This is a genomic window from Nocardia sp. BMG111209 (assembly GCF_000381925.1).
Classification (GTDB): domain Bacteria; phylum Actinomycetota; class Actinomycetes; order Mycobacteriales; family Mycobacteriaceae; genus Nocardia.
In genome coordinates this window covers 325,031-347,367 of sequence record NZ_KB907308.1, presented here as the reverse complement: position 1 = coordinate 347,367, position 22,337 = coordinate 325,031, and the positions used below count along the sequence as shown (strand labels likewise).

Below are 22,337 nucleotides of genomic sequence, written 5' to 3'. Positions count from 1 at the left end.
GCGACGGACCGGCCCCGGCGGTCGTCATTCGCCCGCGATCGTCCGGAACTCGTCGAAGGCGAGCGTGCCGTCCTCGTCCTTATCGGCGCCGACGAAATCCGAGAAGACTGCGTCCAGGTCGTCGGCGGTCAGCGCGCGGCCCAGAACCGTACCCTTCCAGGCGGTGTACTCCTTGATATCGATTCGGCCGTCGCCGTCCCGGTCCGCCGCACTGAACTGTTCTTCGAGGTTGCCCACGAATCTCTCCCTCACTCAGATGATCTCGGTCGAGGCGACCGACTTCACCCTAGCGATCCGGAGCGGTCAGCGGCGCAGACTCGTCTCCCGATGGAGATGGGAGAACTTGTCCGGGTTGCGCACCGAGTAGAGGCCGGTGACGAGGCCGTCGTCGAGTCGCAGCGCGAGGACGGTGTCGATCCGGCCGTCGAGGCGCAGGATGAGCGCGGGGTGGCCGTTGACCTGCGCCGACTCGAGCGAGCGGGTGGCCAGGTTGCCGAGGGTGGCGGCCAGCAGCGCGGCGACCGCATCCGCGCCGACGACGGGTACGGGCGCGGCCTGCGCGACACCGCCCCCGTCACCCAGGAAGACGACATCGGGGGCGAGGAGTTCGAGCAGCCCGCCCAGATCGCCGGTGTCCACGGCCTGCCGGAACGCCGACAGCGCGCCCCGGGTATCGGCAGCCGAGACGGTCCCGCGCGGGCGGCGGGCGGCGATATGCGAGCGCGCCCGATAGGCGAGCTGGCGGACCGCGGCCGGGGTTCGGCCGACGGCGTCGGCGATCTCCTCGTAGTCCAGGTCGAACACCTCGCGCAGGACGAAGACCGCCCGCTCGATCGGGGTCAGGGTCTCCAATACCAGCAGCATCGCCATCGAGACGTGTTCGGCGAGTTCGACATCGTCGGCGACGTCCGGCGCGGTGAGCAGCGGTTCGGGCAGCCACGGGCCGACGTAGGACTCCTTGCGGCGGCGCAGCGTCCGCAGGCGGTCGAGCGCGCAGCGCGTGGTGATCCGGACCAGATACGCCCGATGTTCCTGCACGGTGCCGAGATCGACGCGGGTCCAGCGCAGCCAGGTCTCCTGGAGCACGTCCTCGGCGTCGGCGGCCGACCCGAGCATCTCGTAGGCGGCGGTGAACAGCAGATTGCGGTGCGCCACGAAGATTTCGGTGGCGAGATCCGGGGTCACGGGTTCCTGCTCTCTCTCGACGGCAACTGTGCACTGGACGCTCCCGGCGGAGGTTTCGTAACACGGAATCACCGTGGCCCACATCACAGTTGCCGCGGCGTTACGGGAGGGCGGTGGCCGCCGTCCTGTGGTCGTCCGAATCGGAACTGCAAGTGAGGATCACATCATGGAACCCCGTTTCGACCTGAACGCCAACGAACTCGGCGCGCGGATCGGCAAGCGCTTCGCGAACACCAGCCTGGCGATCATGCAATCGCCGCTGCCGAAATCCCTGGTGGAACTGGTCGAGTTGCGCGCCAGCCAGATCAACGGCTGCGGCTACTGCGTCGACGCGCACGCCAAGGAACTCGCGGCCGCCGGTGAACCGGCCGTGCGGATCAATCTGGTTGCCGCATGGCGCGAATCGACGGTCTTCACCGAGGCCGAGCAGGCCGCGCTGGCCCTGGCGGAGGAGGGCACCCGGCTGGCCGACGCCGCGACCGGTGTCTCCGACGAGACCTGGGCGCTGGTGCGCGAACACTACGGCGACGACGAGATCGCCGCCCTGCTCTATCTGGTCGCGATGATCAACGCCGCCAACCGCCTGCTGGTCATCACACGGACCAAGGGTGGCTCCTACCGGGCCGGGACGTTCGACACCGTGGCGAACTGACCGTCGCGGCGGAAGAGTTGCCGCCGTGCGTTCCGGCGCGGGCCGGAGCCGGGCCGCGGCAGGCGGGGGCACACATCCCCGCCTGCCGCGGTGCTACCGGAGGCTCAGCCCTGCTTCTGGTCGTACAGCGCGTACGCCTGTTCCTTCGCATGCTCCTTCGCGCGCTCGCGGTCGAGCCAGTCCAGGCCCTTGCTCTCGAACAGCTTGTCCACCTCGGCCGCCGCGAAACCGGCCAGCAGTTCCTTCACCAGTTCGTGGTGAACCGGCTTGCCCTCGCGCTCCTCGTGCTTCTCGAACGCCCGCATCGCCTCGAAACCGGCTGCGCCGGCGATCAATTCGTGGGTCCAACTGGATTCGTGCGCTTCCCCCGCGTACACCTGGCTGTGGGCGTCGCGCGCACCACCGTGATCGAAGAGACCGAACAGACTCATAACAGCAAACCTTCCCGTGTCCGCGGTCCGGACAACGCGATTCACCACTGTAGTCGGGTATCGGCCGCTGCCGGGAAGCGAACGAAAACTGTTGCCGCCGTGGTATTTCGAACGGTCAGGCGCCGGGCAGGACCGGCCCGACGTACGTACCCGGATGGGTCGCCTCGTCCTGCAGCAGCACGGTGACGTTCCAGGCGATCTTCGCGTGCTCGGTGTCGTCGGGCGCGGTGACGAGGATGTCGTGCACGGACAGCCCGCGGGCCATGGTCTTCGGGTCCGCGCCCGGATCCCCGGGCAGGTAGGTCAGGACGAAATGCGCCGTGGCCTGCGGGGCGAGCGTGACGGGTGCGTAGTCGGCGGTCTGACGGCTCAGGGACCATTGATGATTCGGGTCCGCGGCGCGGACGGTGACGCTGCCGTCCGGCGCGATGTCCAGCTCGGTGGTGGCGCCGAGCAGGTCCACGCCCGGGAAGCCCGCCACGATGCACGATCGCGTTCCGGTGTAGGTGAGATCGATCTTCTGCCGGATCTGACCGCCGCCCGCATCGTGCTGATCGGCGAGAGTGATCCGCAGGTCCGTCGACTGACACCGATTGCCGGGGGCGGCTTCCTGCGGCGCCGACAGCGCCGCGGTGGCCGGCCGGGTGGCGCCGTCACCGGCATGCGAACAACCGGCGGCCAGCAGCGCCGACGAGGTCAGCAGGTACACCGCTGTGGTGACACGACCACCGGGCATCGCGAATTCCTCTCGTGCGCGGACGGATTCGCACTACGGAGGCCAGCCTACTCGAGCGTGACGCCGTCTTCGAGTTCCGCGGCCGGGGGGATACGAGGTGACCGGCAAGGGCCCGGTTGCGCAGGTACGCCGCCGAACTCCCGATTGCCCTGCCGCGCGAGCGATTGCGAACCGCCGGGCCGGTTATCCCTTGCTGAGGAGCGGGGCCGGAATACGCCGGAGCCCCGGGGTGCCGTGTGGCGTTCGTGATCGGTGTGCAAGGAAGACAGTGGAATTGAACAGTGTGTGCGACCCGGAGGTGCAGCGACCGCCGGCCCCGGCGGTGACCGAGCGGGTCGGGATGAACGACGCCATCGCGGCGACCTTGACGCAGCGGGTGGGTTCGATGCCCGCCCTGTACGTGGCCCTGACGATCTTCGGCGGGTGGACGGTGCTGGCGGTCTGGGGACCGCTGCACCGGGTGGATCCCTATCCGTTCCCGTTCCTGTTGTTCCTCGACAACATCGTGCAATTGGTGTTGTGCCTGGTGATCCTCGTCGGCCAGCGGGTGCTGAGCGTGTCCGCCGACCGGCGGGCGGTGCAGACCTACGAGAACACCGAGGCGATCTTCGCCGAGGTGGCGCGGATGCAGGAACATCTGGACCGGCACGATCGGATGCTCAGCCGCGGGGTGAGCCTGCTCGAGTCGAGTCCGCATCCGTGGATCGAGCGGCACCGCGTGCAACCGCCGCCGCAGGCCCGTGATCACGCGATCGGGCTCAACGACCGGATCGCGGCCTGGCTGACCCAGCGGCTGGGCAGTGTATGGGGGTTCTATCTGGCGGCCGGCACCCAGACGGTGTGGATGGTGCTGGCGGAACTGGGAATTCAGCGTTTCGATCCGTATCCGTTCGCGTTCATGACGTTCCTGTCCACGCTGGCCCAGCTGATCTTCATGATCGTGATCATGGTCGGCCAGGACGTGCTGAACCGGACCGGCGACCGCCGCGCCGAGCAGACCTATCTCGACGCCGAGGCGGTCCTGTACGAATGCCGGCGCATGCAGGCCCGCCTCACCGCACAGGACCGCGTCCTCGACAGCGTCACCGGCTACATGACCACCCAGGTGACCGAACAATTGGCGCGCGCGGTGCACGCCACCGAGGAACGGGTCGAACATCAGGCCCGCGCGCACGCCTCGATGGCCACCGGCCGGGTGCCCGTCGAGGCGGGCACGCTGCGCGACTGGGACGACCTGCCCGAGGAGCGCAAGCGTTCCTACCGTGTTCAGGCCCGCCGCCTCGGCGAGAACCTGACCGTGGTCGGCTGCGTGATGATGCCCGCCGCCGACACCGCGCCCGATACCGAACTGGACGACGACGAGGTGCGGGTGCTGGCCCGGCTCGAATACGAACGCCGGATGGCCGCCAAGACCATGGCGCGGGCACGCTACTCGCCCGGCCGCCGCGACCGCGACGACGCGTATCCGCTGCCCTGGGACGACCTGCCCGATCCGGCCCGGATCAGATATCTGCAGGCGGCCCGCCTGATCCCGGAGATGTTGGCGCGCGCCGGTTTCCAGGTGGTCCGCCGCGACCACGACGGGCTCACCGAGGCCGATTTCACCACCGAACAGTGGGCGACGCTGCATCGCGCGCTGATGGCGGCGGGCATCGTGGTGGCGCTGGGCGAGGACGGCGCGGACTACGCGGAGATCACCGCGCTGATCAACACCGTGCGGCAGGTCAGCCTCACCCACCCCAGCCGGTTCCTGCGCGAACTGACCGCCACCTCGGTCTTCGACACCACGCTGCGCGCCGACACCCACTACGGCGAATACGAGGGTCCGGCGCTGGAGGCGATCCGCGCCGCGACCGCCATCGTCGCGGTCGCCGCGCCGGACGAACTCACCGAATTCCGTGCCCTGCTGATCGAGATCGCGGAAACCGTCGCGGTCGCCGGAACCGAGGACAATCTGTTCGGCGCCGAGGTCCGCCACGAAGCCGGTGGCGAGACGCTCGCCCTCACCGCGGTCCGGCAGGCGGCCGGGGTGGAGGGGGCGACGGCCGAACCGTGACCGCTCAGTGCCCGAAAGCCTCTGCCAGCCACCATGATCCGGTGTCGCGGACGACCTTGGCGTCGAGCACCAGCGGCCGGCGCGGGTCGCCGTCGAGCCAGGGCCGCAACCCGGCCAGGTCGGCGCGGGAGCGGACGGTCAGCGCGTCACAGCCGAAACCCCTTGCGACAGCGGCGATATCGGTCTCCGGGAAGGTGACGATGGCGAGATCCTCGCCGCCGGTGAAGTGGTGCACCTCCGCGCCGTACATCGCGTCGTCGTAGACGACGACCAGTAGCGGCAGCCCCAGGCGCACCGCGGTGTCGAGTTCGGCGATGCCCATCATGAATCCGCCGTCGCCGCAACCGGCCACGGGCAGCCGGGCGGGCTGGGCCAGGGCCGCGCCGATCGCGGTCGCGAGGCCGAGCCCGATCGACTGGAACGCCTGGGTGAAGCAGAACGCGAATTCGTCCGGCACGTCGAGATACATGCTCGGATAGCCCATGAAGTTGCCGGAATCCACCGAGACCACCCGCTCGCGCGGCAGCATCCGATCCAGTTCCGCCGACAGCACCCGCGGATCGATCCGGTCCGCGGTACTCGTGTCCTCGAAAGGCACGTCGTTCCAGCGCTTCTCGGCGCGGATCCGCGCGGCGACATCGGCGGTCCGATATCCGGTCCGCGCGCCGAGGAGGCGCGCGGTCGCGTCCGCGGTCTCGGTGACCCCGCCCCAGAGGCCGAGGTGGATCGGGCGGGTGCGGCCGAGCGCCTCCGGATCTGTATCCACCTGAACGACTTTCGTCTGCGGCGCGATCAGTTTGCCGTGCCGCATCGTCCACATGTTCAGCGCGCAACCCCAGCCGACGATGAGGTCGGCGCCGGTGATCAACTCGGCGGTCAGCGGGGTGGCGAAACCGCCGGACACGTCGATGTCCCACTCGTGGCCGCGGAACATGCCGCGCGAGACCGCCGAGGTGGCCAGCAGCGCGCCGGACAGTTCGGCGAGCCGCGCGATCGCCTGCTTACCGCCCGCCGCGCGGGCGCCACGCCCGGCCACGAAGACCGGCCGGCGGGCCGCCGCGAGCAGATCGGCGAATCGCTCGAGGTCGGCCGCGGCGGGCTGCGGCAGCGCGGCGATCGGCTCGGGGGCGGCGGTCTCCGGGTCGTCGGGCAGGAGCTCGTCCTGGACATCGAGGGGCACCTCGAGCACCACCGTGCGGCCCTGCGCGCACCGCCGGAACGCGCGGGTGACGTCCGCGACGGCGGTGCGCGGCGAGCGCACCCGCGCCGGTTCCGCACCCAGGCCGCGCGCGATACCCGCCTGATCGATGAAGAAGTTCGAGGTCGGCGCGGTGGCCGCCGCGGTGACCACCAGCAGCGGGGTGCGGGATTTGGCTGCCTCCGTGACGCCGGTCAGCGCATTGGTGTAACCACAGCCCTGGTGCAGCGACAGCACCGCGACCTCGCCGCTGCACCGGGCGTACCCGTCGGCCATACTCGCCGCGCCGCCCTCGTGCCGGGTCGCGACGAAGCGGCCGCCGGCCGCGGTGAACGCGTTCGTGAAGTGGAAGTTCCCGCTGCCCACGACGCCGAAGGCGACCCGCGCGCCCAGGTCGAAGAGGGTCTGCCCGATGGCGTCGCGTACGTACATCAGTGTCCTTTCCGGTGCGGGGGCGCGGTTCGCCGATGCGCCGTCCACCGATATCCTGCCGCCGCACGGCCCCTCGGACCACGACCCGGCCGCCGAGGGTCGCGGGTGGCCCGTCCCCGGCACAGCGAGAATCGCCGAACGGGTGCGGATATTCTGGATGCCATGTCTGTCCGCACCCGCAAGCCGCTCGCTCCCGGAACCCTCTCGCCGACCCGTGAGGTGCCGCGCGCGATCGAGCGGCCCGAGTACGCGTGGAAGAAGACCGCCGACGAGGGCCGTGAGCCGTGGGTGCAGACCGCGGAGACCATCGACAAGATGCGCATCGCGAGCCGCATCGCGGCGCAGGCGCTGCAGGAGGCGGGCAAGGCGGTCGCGCCCGGCGTCACCACCGACGAACTGGACCGGATCGCGCACGAGTACATGTGCGATCACGGCGCCTATCCGTCGACGTTGGGCTACAAGGGTTTTCCGAAGTCCTGCTGCACCTCGCTGAACGAGGTGATCTGCCACGGCATCCCCGACTCGACCGTGATCGAGGACGGCGACATCGTCAACATCGACGTCACCGCCTACATCCACGGCGTGCACGGCGACACCAACGCCACCTTCCTCGCCGGCGACGTCGACGAGGAGGCGCGGCTGCTGGTGGAGCGCACCCACGAGGCGACCATGCGGGCGATCAAGGCCGTACGGCCGGGCCGGGCGCTGAACGTGATCGGCCGGGTCATCGAGGCCTACGCCAACCGGTTCGGATACGGCGTGGTCCGCGACTTCACCGGCCACGGCGTCGGCCCCACCTTCCACAGCGGGCTGGTCATCCTGCACTACGACCAGCCGGCCGTGGAATCGGTCATCGAACCGGGCATGACCTTCACCATCGAGCCGATGATCAACCTCGGCGGCATCGACTACGAGATCTGGAACGACGGCTGGACCGTGGTCACCAAGGACCGCAAGTGGACCGCGCAGTTCGAGCACACCCTGGTGGTCACCGACGAGGGTGCCGAGATCCTGACGCTGCCGTGAGCCGGCGGTGAAGGGCGCGCTGCTGGTCGCCGGAACCACCTCCGACGCCGGGAAGAGCGTCGTCGTGGCGGGCGTCTGCCGGATGCTGGCCCGGCAGGGGATCCGGGTGGCGCCGTTCAAGGCGCAGAACATGTCGAACAACTCCGTGGTGACCCTCGACGGTGGTGAGATCGGGCGCGCGCAGGCGTTGCAGGCACAGGCGTGCGGGCTCGAGCCGAGCGTGCGCTTCAACCCTGTGCTGCTGAAGCCGGGCAGCGATCGGCGATCGCAGTTGGTGGTGCGCGGCACGGCGATCGATACCGTCGGCGCCCGGGACTATTTCCGGCACCGCACCCGGCTACGGCAGCTGGTCGCCGACGAATTGGCTGCGCTGCGCGCCGAATTCGACGTGGTGATCTGCGAGGGCGCGGGCTCGCCGGCCGAGATCAACCTGCGGGACACGGATCTGGCGAACATGGGCCTGGCGCAGGCGGGACGGCTGCCGGTGCTGCTGGTCGGCGACATCGATCGCGGCGGAGTGCTGGCCCACCTGTTCGGCACCGTCGCGATCCTGGAACCCGAAGACCAGCAACTGATCTCGGGCTTCCTGATCAACAAGTTCCGCGGCGACGTGGACCTGCTGACCCCCGGACTGGACCGGCTCACCGAACTCACCGGCCGCCCGACCCTCGGCGTGCTGCCGTACACCGACGAATTGTGGATCGACGCCGAGGATTCGCTCGGCACCGTGGCCGACGCGCCCGTCGGCCGCCCCCGCCCGCCGCTGGGTACGCAGTGGCTGACCGTCGCGGCGATCCGGTTGCCGCGCATCTCCAATTCCACCGATGTGGAGGCGCTGGCCTGCGAACCGGGTGTCGCGGTGCGCTGGGTGACCGATCCGTCCCGGCTGGCGGACGCGGACCTGGTGGTGCTGCCCGGCTCCAAGTCGACGGTGAGCGATCTGGAGTGGTTGCGCCGCACCGGAATCGCGGCCGCCGTCGCCGCCCGCGCCGCTGCCGGCCGGCCGATCCTGGGTATCTGCGGCGGGTATCAGATGCTCGGCCGGCGCATCGTCGACCGGGTGGAATCGGCCGCGGGAGACGTCGCCGGACTGGGCCTGCTGGATCTGGACATCGAATTCGCGCTCGCGAAGACGTTGTGCCACAGCGCCGGTGCGGCCGCCGGGATCGCGTTGTCGGGCTACGAGATCCATCACGGCCGGGTGCTGCGCAACGGTGATCCGAGCTGGCTGAGCCTGGAGTCCGGACCCGAAGGCAGTGTGCGCGAAGCGATCTGGGGCACCCATCTGCACGGACTGCTGGAGTCCGACGACTTCCGCCGCACCTGGTTGCGGCAGGTCGCGGCCGCCGCCGGACGCACGGGATTCGTTGCCGCCGAGGATGTCTCGGTGGCCGCCGTGCGTTCGGCGCAGCTGGATCTGCTCGCCGACCTGATCGAGAAACATGTCGACCCGGACGGATTGGCGCGGCTGATCGAATCCGGAGCGCCTGCGGGACTACCGGTCCTCACGGTCGGACGCTGACGAGTAACCCCGGCCGGGTGGAGCACCCTCACAGGCTCCCGGCGGTGTCACCGGCTTCTGACAATGTCACCGGCTCCCGGCGAGGTCACTGGCTTCTGGCGGTGTCACCGGCTCCCGGCGAGGCCACCGGACCCCGGCCACCGGACCCCGGCCACCGGACCCCGGCGAGCGGCTCCCGGCGAGGTCACCGGACCCGGTGAGCGGCTCCCGGCGAGGTCACCGGGCCGGCCCGGATCCACTGCGAATCGCTGCGTGCGCGGGCCTTCTACCGCACGAAAAGGGTGTGTTCGGCCACGCTCCGTGGAATGTGATCGCGCCTGCTGTCGAGGTCGTTCGGCGGGAGTGGTGCGGGCACTGTGGCAGTCGACTCCTCCGGGCACCCGGGGGGACCCTCCCGTGTACCGTGGGGCGGCATGGAAACTCGGCAGATCTCGGTCGGTGACCGGAGCTGGACGGTGCGCATCGACGGCCCGGAATCCCGGCACACCGTGGTGTTACTGCCGGATCCGAGCGATCCGGAGGACGCCTTCGATCGGGTGATCACCCGGCTGCACAATTCCGATCTGCGGACCGTCACCTTCGAGACCGTCGCAGGGCTCGACGCCAAGACCGGGTACGCGCTGCTCGACCAGCTGGACGCCCCCTGGGCCGTGCTGGTCGGCAACGGCGCCGGCGCCGATCTGGCCTGGCAACTCGCCGCCCGCGGCTACGGCCGGTTCATCGGCATGGTCGCCATCGGCCGCGGCCACCCCGCCCTCGCCGACGCGAGCGGCACGGTTCCCGACGCCGGCTGTCCGGCCGTCGAGATCTCGACCACCGTCGTCGCCACCAAACGGCTGCCGCGAACCCTCGCCGACGGCTGCATGCGCTACGTCTACGGCGAATTCCGCATCGCCGAACTCGACACCGCCGACCCGTTGGCCGAGGCCGACCACGAACTGGCCACCGAGATCGTGCTGCGCACCGGCCGCTGGTAGGTACACGCTCGTCACGCGGCGACCGAGCGTCCGGACCGGGCCGAGGTGCGCCACTGTGGTTGGGGCAAGTGGCGCCCGGGCCTCCGAACTGGGCCGAGGCGGCCGGCCGCGGTGATTGGGCAAGTGGCGGCCGGGTCTTCGGGCCGGGCTGAGGTGCCTGCCGGTGTGGTTGGGCAAGTGGCAGCCGGGCCTCCGAACAGGGCCGAGGCGGCCTGCCGGTGTGGGGTTGGGCAAGCGACGGCCGACCAAGTTGCGGCAAACCCGCCGCCTAGCTCGGCGCGACCCCGCCCTCCCCGGTGCCGTGGCCGTGCAGCCAGTCCAGCCAGGCGTCCATCTCCGCGAACGCCTGCTTGCGCACGGGTGCGGAGGACAGGAAGACGTCGTGGCGGGCGCCCTCGACCGGGACGATCGTCGTGCGCTGCCCGAGGCAGCCGGACCAGCGCTGGATCTGCCGCACGTCCAGGACCGTGTCCGAGACGTCGGCGGCCGGACCGTAGCGGCGCATGAAGGTGGTCAGCTTGGACCGCAGGATCAGCGCCGGCACCCCGACGTCGAGCCCGCGGTGCAGCCGGGCGTGTCCCTGCCGGATGGCGCGCAGCCAGCCGAAGCGCACCGGGTACCCGGCCAGCGGCTTCCAATCGAGGTCGTAGTCCCATTCGCCCGATGCGCTGGTGTGCAGGCTGGAACCGTAGGTGTTGACGCCCCCGCCGGGCAGCCGCGACTTCGCCCGCACCCGGCCGAGCCCGTTGATCAGCGCCGTGCCGACGGTCCGGTAGTACGGCGGGCCCTGCAGATCGAACCACGGACTGTTCAGCACGAGCCCGCTGATCCCTTGTGCCGCAACACCTTCGGTGCGCTGGAGCCGATCCAGCCACAGTGGCAGCACCAGGCCGCCGGTGGAGTGCGCGTTCAGCAGCACCGGCAGACCGGTCTCTTCGCGGACGATGCGCACCGCGCGGCTCAACTCCTCGTCGTACCGGACGAGGTCGCTCACGTAGTGCGGCGTCTGGCCCGGCCGCTGCGAACGACCGCACTTGCGCAGATCCAGCGCGTAGAACCGGTAGCCGCGGCCGGCGAAATGCTCGGCCAGATGCTTCTGGAAGAAGTAGTCGGTGAAGCCGTGGACGTACAGCACCGCGCTCGTGGCGTCCGGAACCGGCGCGGTGTACCGCACCAGCGTGGCTACGACGGTGCCCTCACCGTCCGGATCGGCGCCGAGGGGGATGGTCCGTTGCTCGTATCCCTCGCCCAGTACGTCCGGCTGCCAGGTGTCCTCGGTGGCGGCGGCGATCGGCGTCTCGTTCGTCACAGGGTTCAGCGTATTCGACCCGCTCAACGACGTCGCGGCGGTGCTGATTCGGTCACATCCGGTACATCCGTTTTCGAAATCAGGCATCCCAAGGGGCACAATTGGGTTGAAGTGAACGGCGGGTAACCTCATTCCCGCCAGTCGCCGTCGGCGGTCGGTGACGCACTACACCACCCCCAGTTGGTGCGCCTCTCGGGGCGAACCGCGCAGGACAAGGAAGTCGAAGTACCCGTGCCGAACGCTGCGAAGACCGAAAAGACCGATGTCGTCCTCATCGGTGCCGGCATCATGAGTGCCACTCTGGGCGCGCTGCTGCGGCAGGTGCAGCCGGACTGGTCGATCACCGTGTTCGAGCGGATCGACGCACCCGCCCCGGAGAGCAGTGATCCCTGGAACAACGCCGGCACCGGCCACTCGGCGCTGTGTGAGCTGAACTACACCCCGCAGAACGCCGACGGCTCGGTCGACATCAGCAAGGCCGTCGACATCAACGAGCGGTTCCAGGTGTCGCGGCAGTTCTGGGCCTACTCGGTGGAGAACGGCGTGCTCGGCGACCCGAGCCAGTTCATCAATCCGATCCCGCACGTGAGCTTCTGCCACGGCGCCGACGGGGTGGACTACCTGCGCAAGCGCTACGACGCGCTGTCCGCGCACCCGCTGTTCGAGGGTATGCAGTACATCGGCGACCGCGACGAGTTCACCCGGCGGCTGCCGCTGATGGCGAAGGGCCGTGACTTCTCCGACCCGGTCGCGCTGAACTGGACCGACAAGGGCACCGATATCGACTTCGGCTCGCTGACCCGGCAACTGCTGGCCTACCTGGGCCGCTCCGGCGTCGACATCGCCTTCGGCACCGAGGTCCGCAACCTGGACAAGCAGTCCGACGGCAGCTGGAACGTCAAGGTGCGCAACACCCGCACCGGCGGAACCCGCACGGTGAACGCGAGATTCGTATTCGTCGGCGCCGGCGGTTACGCGCTGCCGCTGCTGCAGAAGGCCGGCATCAAGGAGATGAGCGGCATCGGCGGCTTCCCGGTCAGCGGTCTGTTCCTCCGCTGCACCGACCCCACGCTGGTCGCGCGCCACGAGGCGAAGGTGTACGGGAAGGCCGCCGTCGGCGCGCCGCCGATGTCGGTGCCGCACCTGGACACCCGCGTCATCCGCGGCAACCGCGGCCTGCTGTTCGGCCCCTACGCGGGCTGGACCCCGAAATTCCTCAAGGACGGCAAGTACTCCGACCTGTTCCGGTCGGTCAAGCCGAACAACCTGTTCTCCATGCTCGGCGTGGGTGTCACCGAGTTGAGCCTCACCAAGTACCTGGTCTCCGAACTGTTGCAGTCCCCGGCGGGCCGCGTCGACTCCCTGCAGGAGTTCGTGCCGCGCGCGGACGGGCACGACTGGGAGCTGATCACCGCGGGACAGCGGGTGCAGGTCATCCGGCGCAAGGGTGCCGGTGGCGTGCTGGAATTCGGCACCGCCGTGATCACCGCCGACGACGGTTCCATCGCGGGCCTGCTCGGCGCCTCCCCGGGCGCGTCGACCTGTGTCAGCGCGATGCTGGACGTCCTGCAGCGCTGCTTCCCGAAGCAGTACGCCGAATGGACCCCCACGCTGAAGACCATCGTCCCCTCACTGGGCACCAAACTGTCGGACAATCAGCCGCTGTACCACGAGGTGTGGGACTGGACCGAGAAGTCGCTGCGGCTCACCGACAAAACGCCGAAGCTCGCAGAAGCCGCGCAGCACTGACCGATATGTGATAGCAAGACTCGATGATGTCAACGGTTGCGCTCAGACGGTCGTGGGCGGCGGATCTCGACACCGCCACGCTGTACAAGCTGTTGAAGGTCCGGGTCGAGGTCTTCGTGGTCGAGCAGAAATGCGCCTATCCGGAACTGGACGGGCGGGATCTACTGGCAGAGACCCGGCACTTCTGGCTCGACGACGAGGGTGAGATCATCGGCACCTTGCGTCTGCTCGAGGAGCACGACAACGGCGTGAAGTCGTTCCGCATCGGCCGGCTGTGCACCACGCCGTCGGCCCGCGGGCACGGCTACACCACCCGGCTGCTGCAGGCGGCGCTGGCCGAAACCGGTTCGGCCACAGTCCGATTGAACGCGCAGACCTACCTCGTCGAGATGTACACCAAGCACGGCTTCGCGCCCGACGGTGACGAGTACGAAGAGGACGGCATCCCGCACCTGCCCATGCGGCGCGGCTGACAGACGGCGGTCCCGCAACCGAATCCGGTTGCGGGACCGTATCTTCCGGGGAGGTCAGGCGGCGGTGACGCCGAGGTACCGGCGACCGGGCCCGGGGCGTTCGATCTCGTCCAGCGCCGCGCGGGCGAAGTCCCGATACGTGATCCGCAGGGCGGCATCGGCGTTCGTGACGCGATAGCCGCCGACCGGTGTACCCGCGTGGTCGAAATCCCCGGCGGGCGCCAGCACGGTCCAGTCGACCGTGGCATCCCGCAGCCGGTCGGTGCCGGCCGCGTGGCCGAGGTAGAAGTCGCGATATTCGTTCGGATAGTCCGGGGTGTCGCGCAGCAGGGTGCCGTCCGCGGTCGGGAGATTCGAGGCGAGGCCGACCGCGATCAGGCGGGACACACCGGCCGCCGGCAGCGCGGTCGTCAGCGCGTCCGCCGCCTTCGCGAAGAAATCCGGATCCGTGAGATCGACGGCGGCGTGGACCGCCACGTCGTGACCGGCGGCGAGCGCCGCGACGGCCGCGGCGTCGGTCACGTCGCCGGTGACCACGTCGAGATCGCGGTGCCGACCCGGATCGCGTACCACGCCGGTGACGTTGTGCCCGCGCGCCGTGGCGGTCGCGGCGATGGTGCGTCCGGCCCGGCCGCCCGCTCCGAAAACGATGATCTTTGCCATGGCCGCGACGCTAACGACGCCGGTGGTATCCCCGCGGATACCTCGAGCGCCGCTACGCTGACAGGATGCGCCCGCTCGACCCGCAGATGTTCGACGACCTGTGCCCGTCGACGTTGTCGCCCGTCCGGATCGGCGACAAATGGGGCGCGCTGCTCGTCCGGTGCCTGGCGGACGGTCCGCGCCGCTACTCCGAACTGCGAATCCCGTTGGCGCGCATCACTCCCAAGGCGATGACCCACTCGCTGCGCACACTGGAACGACTCGGCCTGGTCGCCCGGGACATCGACGGACGCCGCGTCACCTACGCGCTCACGCCACTGGGCCGCAGCCTGCTCACGCCGCTGAACGCGATGTGCGCGTGGTCCGATGAGCATTGGACGGAATTGGTGGACGCCTACGATCCGGAGGCGCTCGGCGCGTGAAGGGGGCACCATCGCGCCCCGATGGTCATTCGCTGACGGACCGGAGGCCGGGGGCCGGTGGCGCACCGGGATGTTGGGGCGCGCTGGGACGCTGGCGGTGCGTCGGAATGTCCAGGGGGCGCACCGGGACGCTGGCGTGCACCGGGACGCCGGGGCGTTGAGGGCGCACCGGGATGCGGGGGCGCTGGGGGCGAACCGGGACGCCGGGGCGCTGGGGGCGAACGGGAAGTCGGGGCGCTGGGGGTGCACCGGGATGTAGGGGCCGCACCCGGACGCCGGGGGCGGATCCGGCGCGATGACGTGGACGGACCCGCCGCGACCGGTGGATGTGGTCTCGCGCGCGGCCTCGGCGGGTCCGGCCGGAGGGTGAAGTGGGTCCGCACGGGGCGACGCGGGCCGTGGTGATCGCCGCGCATACAGTGGGGGCGTGTCCGATCCCCGAAACGACGCCACCCAGCACCCTTCGGCCGACGGCGAGGCGGGTTTCCCGTTCTCGGCGGTGGTCGGGCAGGAACAGTTGCAGCTCGCGCTGATCCTGTGTGCGGTGCATCCGGGTATCGGTGGTGTGCTGGTGCGCGGGGAGAAGGGGACCGCGAAGTCGACGGTGGTGCGCGCGCTGGCGCGGCTGCTGCCACCGGTCACCGACGAATCCGGCGCTCGCCCGGCGCGACTGGTCGAACTGCCGGTCGGCGCCACCGAGGATCGCGTGGTCGGATCGCTGGATCTGGAGCGGGTGCTGCGCGACGGCGAGCAGGCGTTCCGGCCGGGTCTGCTGGCCGCCGCCCATCACGGCGTGCTGTACGTGGACGAGGTGAACCTGCTGCACGACCATCTGGTGGACGTGCTGCTCGATGCCGCCGCGATGGGGCGGGTGCACATCGAGCGTGACGGGGTGTCGCATTCGCATCCGGCGCGGTTCGTGCTCGTCGGCACCATGAATCCGGAGGAGGGCGAGCTCCGCCCCCAGTTGCTGGACCGCTTCGGCCTGACCGTCGACGTCATCGCCTCGCGTGAGGTGGAGACCCGGATGGAGGTCGTGCGCCGCCGCCTGGCCTACGAGGCCGACCCGGCCGCCTTCGCCGCTCGTTACGCGGCCGCCGACCACGCGACCGCCGAACGCATCCTTGGCGCTCGCGACCGCATCGATACCGTCGAGCTCGATGAGAGCGAACTGCGCCGCATCGCCGCCCTCTGCGCCTCCTTCGATGTCGACGGTATGCGCGCCGATCTGGTGGTGGCCCGCACCGCGACCGCGCACGCGGCGTGGCGCAACGCCGACCGGGTCACCGCCGACGACGTGCGGGTGGCCGCCGAACTGGCCTTGCCGCATCGCCGTCGCCGCGACCCCTTCGACGAGCCCGGCATCAGCTCCGAACAACTCGACGACGCGATGCGCAAGGCCGACGACGAGGTCGAGAAGGCCAGGGACGCAAGCGAACCGGAGCCGCCGGGTGAATCCGGTGACGGGTCCGACAGTGGCGCCGACGATCGTTCCGGCTCGGAACATGCTGCCTCGCAGTCGGATTCGGCTGCCGAACACCCGGAACCCGGCTCCGATCGCTCCGATCCCGGCTCCGATCCTACGGATTCCGGGCCCGAGCGCCCCGATTCCGGTTCCCCGGCCGGGCCGGACGCCGTCGATCAGGGTCCGGCCGGTTCCGGCGCGCCGGGCGATCCCGACGACGACCCCGATGGTGGCCCCGGCGGCGGGGCTCGCCCCGGTACTGCCGGGGTGCCGGTCAATTCCATTGTCCGGCCGCCACATTGGGAGATCCCGGGCATCGGCGAGGGTGCCCCGGGCCGCCGCTCCCGCGCTCATACCCGGCACGGCCGCGTGGTGCGCTCGGTCACCGAAACCACCGGCGGGCTGCATCTGCTCGGCACGGTTTTCGCCGCCGCACCCCACCAGCACGGTCGTGGCCGCACCGCCGGCCCGCTGGCCCTGGAGTCCGCCGACCTGCGCGGCGCGTATCGCGAAGGGCGCGAAGGCAATCTGGTGGTCTTCACCGTCGACGCCTCCGGCTCGATGGCCTCCCGCGACCGGCTGTCCGCGGTGACCGGGGCCGTCGTGACCCTGCTGCGTGACGCCTATCAGCGTCGCGACAAGGTCGCGGTGATCACCGTCCGCGGCAGCGACGCCGAACTCGTCCTGCCCCCCACCTCCTCGGTGGACATCGCCGTCCGCCGCCTGGCGGGCTTGCGCACCGGCGGTAAATCCCCACTGGCACAAGGACTTCTGAAGTCCCGCGAGATCATCCGGCGGGAACGGGTCCGCGATCCGCACCGCCGCCCCATGCTGGTCCTGCTGACCGACGGCCGCGCCACCGGCGGCCTCGAGCCGATCCCGCGGGCCCACACCGCCGCCGCCGTCCTAGCCCGCGAGGCGGTCACGTCCGTCGTCGTCGACTGCGAACGCGGCATGATCCGCCTCGGCCACGCCGCCGACCTCGCCCGCACCCTCCGCGCCACCTACCTGCGCCTCGACCAGCTCACCGGCGATTCGGTGGCGGGTGTCGTCCGCGGCGTACGCGCCGCCTGAGCCCAACGCCGCCGCACTGACCGGTGCGGCATCCTCTCCGATGCCCGATGCCCGATGCCCGATGCCCGATGCCCTCCGGACCTACCGCTAGGTCACGATCGGCTGCAATAGCGTGCCTGGTGCTGGCGCTCTCCGGACCGACCGCTTGATGGCGAGCGGTTGCAATAGCCGTCTTCGGCGCCCTCCGGACCGACCGCTGGATGGCGAGCGGTTGCAATAGCCGTCCCCGGCACCCTCCGGACCGACCGCTGGGCGGCGAGAGGCTGTAACGGCATCCCCGCGTCCGGTGCCTTTCAGACCGACCGCTGGGTGGTGCGCGGCTGTAACGGCGTCTCCGAGTCCCTCGATATGACGCCGGGCGGCGGCGAATCAGGCTGTCGCTCAATCTGTTCGATCGGCGAGGAGAACGAGACGATGCGTGCTGTGGGGGTTCCGGCGGTGCTGGCGGCCGTGGTGATCGGGGCTTTCGGGGCCGGACCGGCTCATGCCGCGGAGAAACACCATGTGGTGTACGAGGTCTGGGGCAACGGCGGGTCGGCGTCGCTCGTCTACTTCGACGGCAGCAATACGCTGAAGGACTCGGCCGAGGTGCGGATGCCCGCGAAGGTGGAGGTGGACAACGATTCCGCCGATCCGAGCTACGAGATCACCGCGCAGACCAACGGCAAAGGTGAGATCTCCTGCCGCATCACCGTCGACGGTGTGGTGAAGGACACGCAGACCGCCGGCGGTGACGCCACCGTGGTGAGTTGCAGCGCCGTCTGAGTGATGGTGTGCCCGAACGGGTTCAGCGGCCGGACCCGGCTGCGTCGACCGGGTCGAAGTGGTCGGCGAGGGCCGTGAGGGTGGGGGAGCACCCGGTGTCGAGGACCAGGTGGGCGAGGTCGTGGCCGCGCGTGCGGCCCCGGTTCACGATGACGACCGGGCGGCCGGTCCGGGCGGCGTGGCGGACGAAGCGCAGGCCCGACATCACCGTCAGCGAGGAGCCCGCGACCAGCAGGATGTCAGCGGTGTCGACCAGGCCGTAGGCGGCGGCGACGCGATCCTTGGGGACGTTCTCGCCGAAGTAGACGATGTCGGGTTTGAGCATGCCACCGCAGTGGTGACAGTCGACCATGCGGAAACTCGCGGTGTCGGCGACCACCGCGTCGGCGTCGGGGGCGACCTCGAGCCCGTCGGCGAGCGCGGCCTCGGCGAAGCCCGGGTTGGCGTCCTCCAGCCGGTCGGCCAGCGTCATCCGGGAGGTGAGCGATTCGCAGGACAGGCAGCGCACCCGCGCGTAGGTGCCGTGCAGGTCGATCACCGTGCGGCTGCCCGCCTTGGTGTGCAGCAGATCCACGTTCTGCGTGATCACGCCCGAGACGACACCGGCGCGCTCGAGGCGGGCCAGCGCGCGATGCCCGGGATTGGGTCGCGCGGCGTCCATCCGGCGCCAGCCGACGTGGTTGCGGGCCCAATACCGTTGCCGGAACACCGGATCGCCGACGAACTGCTGATACGTCATGGGATTGCGCGGGGGCGAATCGGGACCGCGGTAGTCCGGGATCCCGCTGTCGGTGGACAGGCCGGCGCCGGTGAGCACCGTCACCCGCCGGCCGTCGATCAATCGGACCAGACGATCGACCTCGGACCCGGACGCCGGGTCGTTCGCTCCGGTCGCTCGGAGACCGGCACTCAGATACCCGGCGTTCGGCATGCCACCAGCGTACGACCACCGATCCGCCGCCGGTCCCGCCCGGCCGGTATGGCAACGTGGACCGGACACCGCAGTGAAAAGGAGCACACGCCGATGCCGAAGGGAATCCCCGAGACGGTCCCCGACGATGGTCTGACCACGCGGCAGCGGCGTAACCAGCCCGTACTGGCCGTGCACACCGGGCCCGGCAAGGGCAAGTCGACCGCGGCCTTCGGTATGGCGTTGCGGGCGTGGAACCAGGGCTTCGACGTCGCGGTCTTCCAGTTCGTGAAGAGCGCCAAGTGGAAGGTCGGCGAGGAGGCCGCGTTCCGGACCCTCGGCCGCCTGCACGACGAGACCGGCACGGGCGGTGCGGTCGAATGGCACAAGATGGGCGAGGGCTGGTCGTGGACCCGCAAATCGGGATCCGAGGAGGATCACGCGGCGGCGGCCCTGTCGGGCTGGCAGGAGATCGCCCGGCGCCTCGATGCCGAACAGCACCGGTTCTATGTTCTCGATGAATTCACCTACCCACTGAAATGGGGCTGGGTCGACGTGCGGGAGGTGGTCGACACGCTGCAGCGCCGCCCCGGCAACCAGCACGTGGTGATCACCGGCCGCGACGCCCCGGCGGATCTGCTCGACGTTGCCGACCTGGTCACCGAGATGACGAAGGTCAAGCATCCGATGGACGCCGGTCGCAAGGGCCAGCGCGGCATCGAATGGTGACCCGTTCGGCCACGGGCCCCGGATCGCCGTGGAGTCTGTCGTGAGCGTCCCCGCGATCGTGATCGCCGCTCCCGCCTCCGGTAGCGGAAAGACCACGCTGGCAACGGGTTTGATCGGCGCGCTGCGCCGCGCGGGACACGAGGTCGCGCCGTTCAAGGTGGGCCCGGACTACATCGATCCCGGCTATCACGGCCTGGCCGCGGGCCGTCCCGGCCGCAACCTGGACCCGGTACTCGTCGGCGCCGAGCGGGTGGCCCCGCTGTATCGGTACGGTAGCCGCGGCTGCGATATCGCCGTGGTCGAGGGCGTGATGGGCCTGTTCGACGGCCGTATCGACGCGGACTTCCCCGGACCGGTCGCCGAGGGTTCGACCGCCCAGATCGCCGCGACCCTGGGTGCTCCGGTACTGCTGGTCGTCGACGCCCGCGGGCACAGTCAGAGCCTGGCGGCGCTGCTGCACGGCTTCGCCACCTTCTCCAGCGAGATCCGGCTCGGCGGCGTGATCCTGAACCGGGTCGGCAGCGCTCGGCACGAGGAGGTGCTGCGGGCCGCCTGCGACCGGGTCGGCCTGCCGGTACTCGGCGCACTACCCCGCATGGCCGAATTGGCCGTCCCCTCACGGCATCTGGGCCTGATCCCGGCCGTCGAACACGGCACTGCCGCCCGGTCGGCGGTGGACGCGATGACGGAACTGGTTGCCGCACACATCGATCTGCCCGCGGTCGTGGCGCTGGCCGCCTCCCGGGTTCCGGGCCCGGCGTGGGATCCGGCCGCGGAGACCCGATCGGGAACCCCGCTCGCCGCCGACGGCGAAACTGTTGCCGGACAGTCGAATCGAGCCGACTCGGCGACGCACGCCGGAGACCGGAACGTCCCGGTCGCGGCCGCCGCCGGCCCGCATCGGCCCCCGGTGATCGCGGTCGCCGGTGGCGCCGCCTTCACCTTCGGATACGCCGAACATCGTGAACTCCTGTCCGCGGCCGGTGCGGAGGTCGTGGTCTTCGATCCGTTGCGCGACGAGTTGCCCACCGGCACAGCCGGTCTGGTACTGCCCGGTGGCTTCCCGGAGGAGCATGCCGCCGCGCTGGCCGCCAACGAGCCGCTGCTCACGGCCGTCGCGGCGGCCGCGCGGCGCGGCCTGCCCGTCCACGCCGAATGCGCGGGCCTCCTGTATCTCACCCGATCCCTGGACGGTCACCGGATGGCCGGTGTGGTGGATGCCACCGCCGAATTCGGCCCGCGACTGACCCTCGGTTACCGGGACGCCGTCGCGCTGTCCGATTCGGTGCTCTGGGCCGCCGGATCGCGGGTGCGCGGTCACGAATTCCACCGCACCCGGTTGGTGGACATCGCCCCCGGAACCCCGGCCTGGGGCTGGCGCACCCCGGACGGCAGCGCGGCCCGGGAGGGCTCGTTGGTTCACCGTGTGCATGCCTCGTATCTGCACACCCACCCGGCGGGCAATCCCGCCGCGATCGGCCGATTCGTCAGCGTCGCGACCGAATTCGCATCGAATGCGGTCGATGCCTGATATTTCTTGGAGCCGCCGACACCGCGTCCGGCCCGGATATCCGGTGCCGGTCCGGTGCCCGGTGATCGATCGGCGATCACGGTACGGGCCGGCGGGAGCGTCAGCTGTGGCAGGAGGATTCGATGACCGGGCGAGAACTGGCGAACCGTGCTCCGGATGTGGGTGGCGCGCACGGGCCGCTGTCCGTCGGGGTGGGGTTACGGCCGGGTGCCGACGGACCCTCGATCCTCGCCGCGCTGCGGGAATGCCTGGGGGACAGTGAGATCGGATGTCTGGCGACCATCGACCGGCGGGGCAGCGAACCGGGGCTGATCGCGGTGGCCGAGGAACTCCGGGTGCCGATCGTGGTGTTCCCGGCGGCGGAGCTGGCGAAAGTGCCGGTACCGGCCTCGTCGTCGCGGGTGGCCGAGGCCGTCGGCACCGCGAGCGTCGCCGAGGCCGCGGCGCTGCTCGCCGCGGCCGACGGAACGTTGATCGTGCCGAAGCGGGTCGTGGGCGACGTCACGGTGGCCGCCGCCCACTGACGCGCTACAGGCAGGCGCCGCCGAGGTTCACGGCGTTGATCGTGATCGAACCGGCGACCGGCTGGTAGTCCGGGCCGCCGTCGTGGTACATCGCGCTGATCACATGGGTGCCGGGGGCATCCGGAACCCAGGAGATCTCGGCCGCGCCGTTGCTGACCGGCACGGTGCCGACCACATTGCCGGCCTGGCCGTTGAGATGGCTGAAGAAGTCGACGCTGCCCCCGGATACCGGACTGCCGTCGGGATTGTGCAGTGTCGCGTGCGCGACCTGCCGACAGCCGACCGACGCCGTATTGGCGACGCCGAGCACCGAACCCGTCATCGCCACCTGCAGTATCGGGGTGACCGCCGCGTGGGCCGCCGAGGCGGACCCCAGCGGCGCCGCCAGCGCCGCCGCCGTGAGCACGACACCGGCCGTGTTGCGTGACATCTCGAAAACGCGCATACCGCCCTGCCTTCCGCTGTGCCAGTTACCCGGCCCGATCGAGACCGGGAGTGAGTCGGGTTG

At 70.3% G+C, this 22,337-nt stretch carries 22 protein-coding genes; 13 read left to right on the top strand and 9 right to left on the bottom strand.

The genetic code is table 11. From position 1 onward, the window contains the following. Window positions 1-24: 24 nt before the first annotated feature. Window positions 25-237, bottom strand: coding sequence for an EF-hand domain-containing protein (locus tag G361_RS0125115; protein WP_019929874.1), 213 nt, complete (start codon window positions 235-237; stop codon window positions 25-27). Window positions 238-303: 66 nt separating this feature from the next. Further along, window positions 304-1,269: an RNA polymerase sigma-70 factor gene (locus G361_RS0125110; RefSeq protein WP_081635570.1), complete on the bottom strand. Its 966-nt coding sequence runs from the start codon at window positions 1,267-1,269 to the stop codon at window positions 304-306. Window positions 1,270-1,351: 82 nt separating this feature from the next. Here G361_RS0125110 and G361_RS0125105 point away from each other — a divergent pair, with 82 nt between their 5' ends. After that, the gene (locus G361_RS0125105) at window positions 1,352-1,837 is read left to right on the top strand and encodes a carboxymuconolactone decarboxylase family protein (RefSeq protein ID WP_019929872.1); all 486 of its coding nucleotides are present in this window, start codon (window positions 1,352-1,354) and stop codon (window positions 1,835-1,837) included. A gap of 104 nt (window positions 1,838-1,941) precedes the next feature. On the opposite strand, the gene G361_RS0125100 is transcribed toward G361_RS0125105, so the two are convergent. Both G361_RS0125100 and G361_RS0125095 read right to left on the bottom strand, forming a co-directional pair. Continuing rightward, window positions 1,942-2,268, bottom strand: a complete 327-nt coding sequence (locus G361_RS0125100; RefSeq protein WP_019929871.1) for a DUF3759 domain-containing protein — start codon at window positions 2,266-2,268, stop codon at window positions 1,942-1,944. Window positions 2,269-2,383: 115 nt separating this feature from the next. Next, window positions 2,384-3,004 carry a DUF4232 domain-containing protein gene (locus tag G361_RS0125095; RefSeq protein ID WP_019929870.1) on the bottom strand — a complete coding sequence of 207 codons (621 nt, stop codon included), beginning with the start codon at window positions 3,002-3,004 and terminating at the stop codon, window positions 2,384-2,386. A gap of 268 nt (window positions 3,005-3,272) precedes the next feature. On the opposite strand from G361_RS0125095, the gene G361_RS44830 reads away from it, so the two are divergent. Beyond that, window positions 3,273-5,060, top strand: a complete 1,788-nt coding sequence (locus tag G361_RS44830) for a DUF1003 domain-containing protein (protein WP_036495510.1) — start codon at window positions 3,273-3,275, stop codon at window positions 5,058-5,060. A gap of 4 nt (window positions 5,061-5,064) precedes the next feature. Here the strand turns inward: G361_RS44830 and G361_RS0125085 are convergent, their stop codons facing one another. Beyond that, on the bottom strand, window positions 5,065-6,690 hold the full coding sequence (locus tag G361_RS0125085; RefSeq protein ID WP_019929869.1) for a thiamine pyrophosphate-binding protein: 1,626 nt from the start codon (window positions 6,688-6,690) through the stop codon (window positions 5,065-5,067). A gap of 162 nt (window positions 6,691-6,852) precedes the next feature. On the opposite strand from G361_RS0125085, the gene map reads away from it, so the two are divergent. From map to G361_RS0125070, 3 genes are all read left to right on the top strand, one after another. Further along, a complete protein-coding gene (map, locus tag G361_RS0125080) occupies window positions 6,853-7,716 on the top strand; it encodes a type I methionyl aminopeptidase (RefSeq protein ID WP_019929868.1) in 864 nt (287 codons plus the stop codon). Between the two features lie 7 nt (window positions 7,717-7,723). Further along, a complete protein-coding gene (locus G361_RS0125075) occupies window positions 7,724-9,238 on the top strand; it encodes a cobyric acid synthase (protein WP_019929867.1) in 1,515 nt (504 codons plus the stop codon). A gap of 413 nt (window positions 9,239-9,651) precedes the next feature. After that, a complete protein-coding gene (locus G361_RS0125070) occupies window positions 9,652-10,215 on the top strand; it encodes a hypothetical protein (RefSeq protein WP_019929866.1) in 564 nt (187 codons plus the stop codon). A gap of 268 nt (window positions 10,216-10,483) precedes the next feature. Here the strand turns inward: G361_RS0125070 and G361_RS0125065 are convergent, their stop codons facing one another. Further along, entirely contained in the window at window positions 10,484-11,524 is a 1,041-nt protein-coding gene (locus G361_RS0125065) for an alpha/beta hydrolase (RefSeq protein WP_019929865.1), read from the bottom strand. A gap of 231 nt (window positions 11,525-11,755) precedes the next feature. Here G361_RS0125065 and mqo point away from each other — a divergent pair, with 231 nt between their 5' ends. Further along, the gene (mqo, locus tag G361_RS0125060; protein ID WP_026343478.1) at window positions 11,756-13,273 is read left to right on the top strand and encodes a malate dehydrogenase (quinone); all 1,518 of its coding nucleotides are present in this window, start codon (window positions 11,756-11,758) and stop codon (window positions 13,271-13,273) included. A gap of 23 nt (window positions 13,274-13,296) precedes the next feature. Further along, window positions 13,297-13,746 (top strand): GNAT family N-acetyltransferase, encoded by a 450-nt coding sequence (locus G361_RS0125055; protein WP_019929863.1) that lies wholly within the window; start codon window positions 13,297-13,299, stop codon window positions 13,744-13,746. Window positions 13,747-13,800: 54 nt separating this feature from the next. On the opposite strand, the gene G361_RS0125050 is transcribed toward G361_RS0125055, so the two are convergent. Further along, window positions 13,801-14,409 (bottom strand): NAD(P)-dependent oxidoreductase, encoded by a 609-nt coding sequence (locus G361_RS0125050; protein ID WP_019929862.1) that lies wholly within the window; start codon window positions 14,407-14,409, stop codon window positions 13,801-13,803. 65 nt (window positions 14,410-14,474) lie between these two features. On the opposite strand from G361_RS0125050, the gene G361_RS0125045 reads away from it, so the two are divergent. From G361_RS0125045 to G361_RS0125030, 3 genes are all read left to right on the top strand, one after another. Beyond that, window positions 14,475-14,831, top strand: coding sequence for a helix-turn-helix domain-containing protein (locus G361_RS0125045; RefSeq protein ID WP_019929861.1), 357 nt, complete (start codon window positions 14,475-14,477; stop codon window positions 14,829-14,831). A 427-nt stretch (window positions 14,832-15,258) separates the two neighbouring features. Continuing rightward, on the top strand, window positions 15,259-17,370 hold the full coding sequence (locus tag G361_RS0125035) for an ATP-binding protein (protein ID WP_019929859.1): 2,112 nt from the start codon (window positions 15,259-15,261) through the stop codon (window positions 17,368-17,370). A 414-nt stretch (window positions 17,371-17,784) separates the two neighbouring features. Further along, entirely contained in the window at window positions 17,785-18,135 is a 351-nt protein-coding gene (locus G361_RS0125030; RefSeq protein WP_196814632.1) for an MmpS family transport accessory protein, read from the top strand. 22 nt (window positions 18,136-18,157) lie between these two features. On the opposite strand, the gene G361_RS0125025 is transcribed toward G361_RS0125030, so the two are convergent. Then, on the bottom strand, window positions 18,158-19,066 hold the full coding sequence (locus G361_RS0125025) for an NAD-dependent protein deacetylase (RefSeq protein WP_019929857.1): 909 nt from the start codon (window positions 19,064-19,066) through the stop codon (window positions 18,158-18,160). A 93-nt stretch (window positions 19,067-19,159) separates the two neighbouring features. Here G361_RS0125025 and cobO point away from each other — a divergent pair, with 93 nt between their 5' ends. The 3 genes from cobO (at window position 19,160) to G361_RS0125010 (ending at window position 21,829) form a co-directional block, all read left to right on the top strand. Next, window positions 19,160-19,774 (top strand): cob(I)yrinic acid a,c-diamide adenosyltransferase, encoded by a 615-nt coding sequence (gene cobO, locus G361_RS0125020; protein ID WP_019929856.1) that lies wholly within the window; start codon window positions 19,160-19,162, stop codon window positions 19,772-19,774. A 40-nt stretch (window positions 19,775-19,814) separates the two neighbouring features. Continuing rightward, complete coding sequence (locus G361_RS0125015) at window positions 19,815-21,305, top strand: cobyrinate a,c-diamide synthase (RefSeq protein ID WP_369797929.1); 1,491 nt, start codon at window positions 19,815-19,817, stop codon at window positions 21,303-21,305. A 122-nt stretch (window positions 21,306-21,427) separates the two neighbouring features. Next, complete coding sequence (locus G361_RS0125010; RefSeq protein ID WP_155981770.1) at window positions 21,428-21,829, top strand: cobalamin biosynthesis protein; 402 nt, start codon at window positions 21,428-21,430, stop codon at window positions 21,827-21,829. 4 nt (window positions 21,830-21,833) lie between these two features. Here G361_RS0125010 and G361_RS0125005 read toward each other — a convergent pair whose 3' ends face one another. Then, entirely contained in the window at window positions 21,834-22,274 is a 441-nt protein-coding gene (locus G361_RS0125005) for an Ig-like domain repeat protein (protein WP_019929853.1), read from the bottom strand. Between the last annotated feature and the right edge of the window lie 63 nt (window positions 22,275-22,337).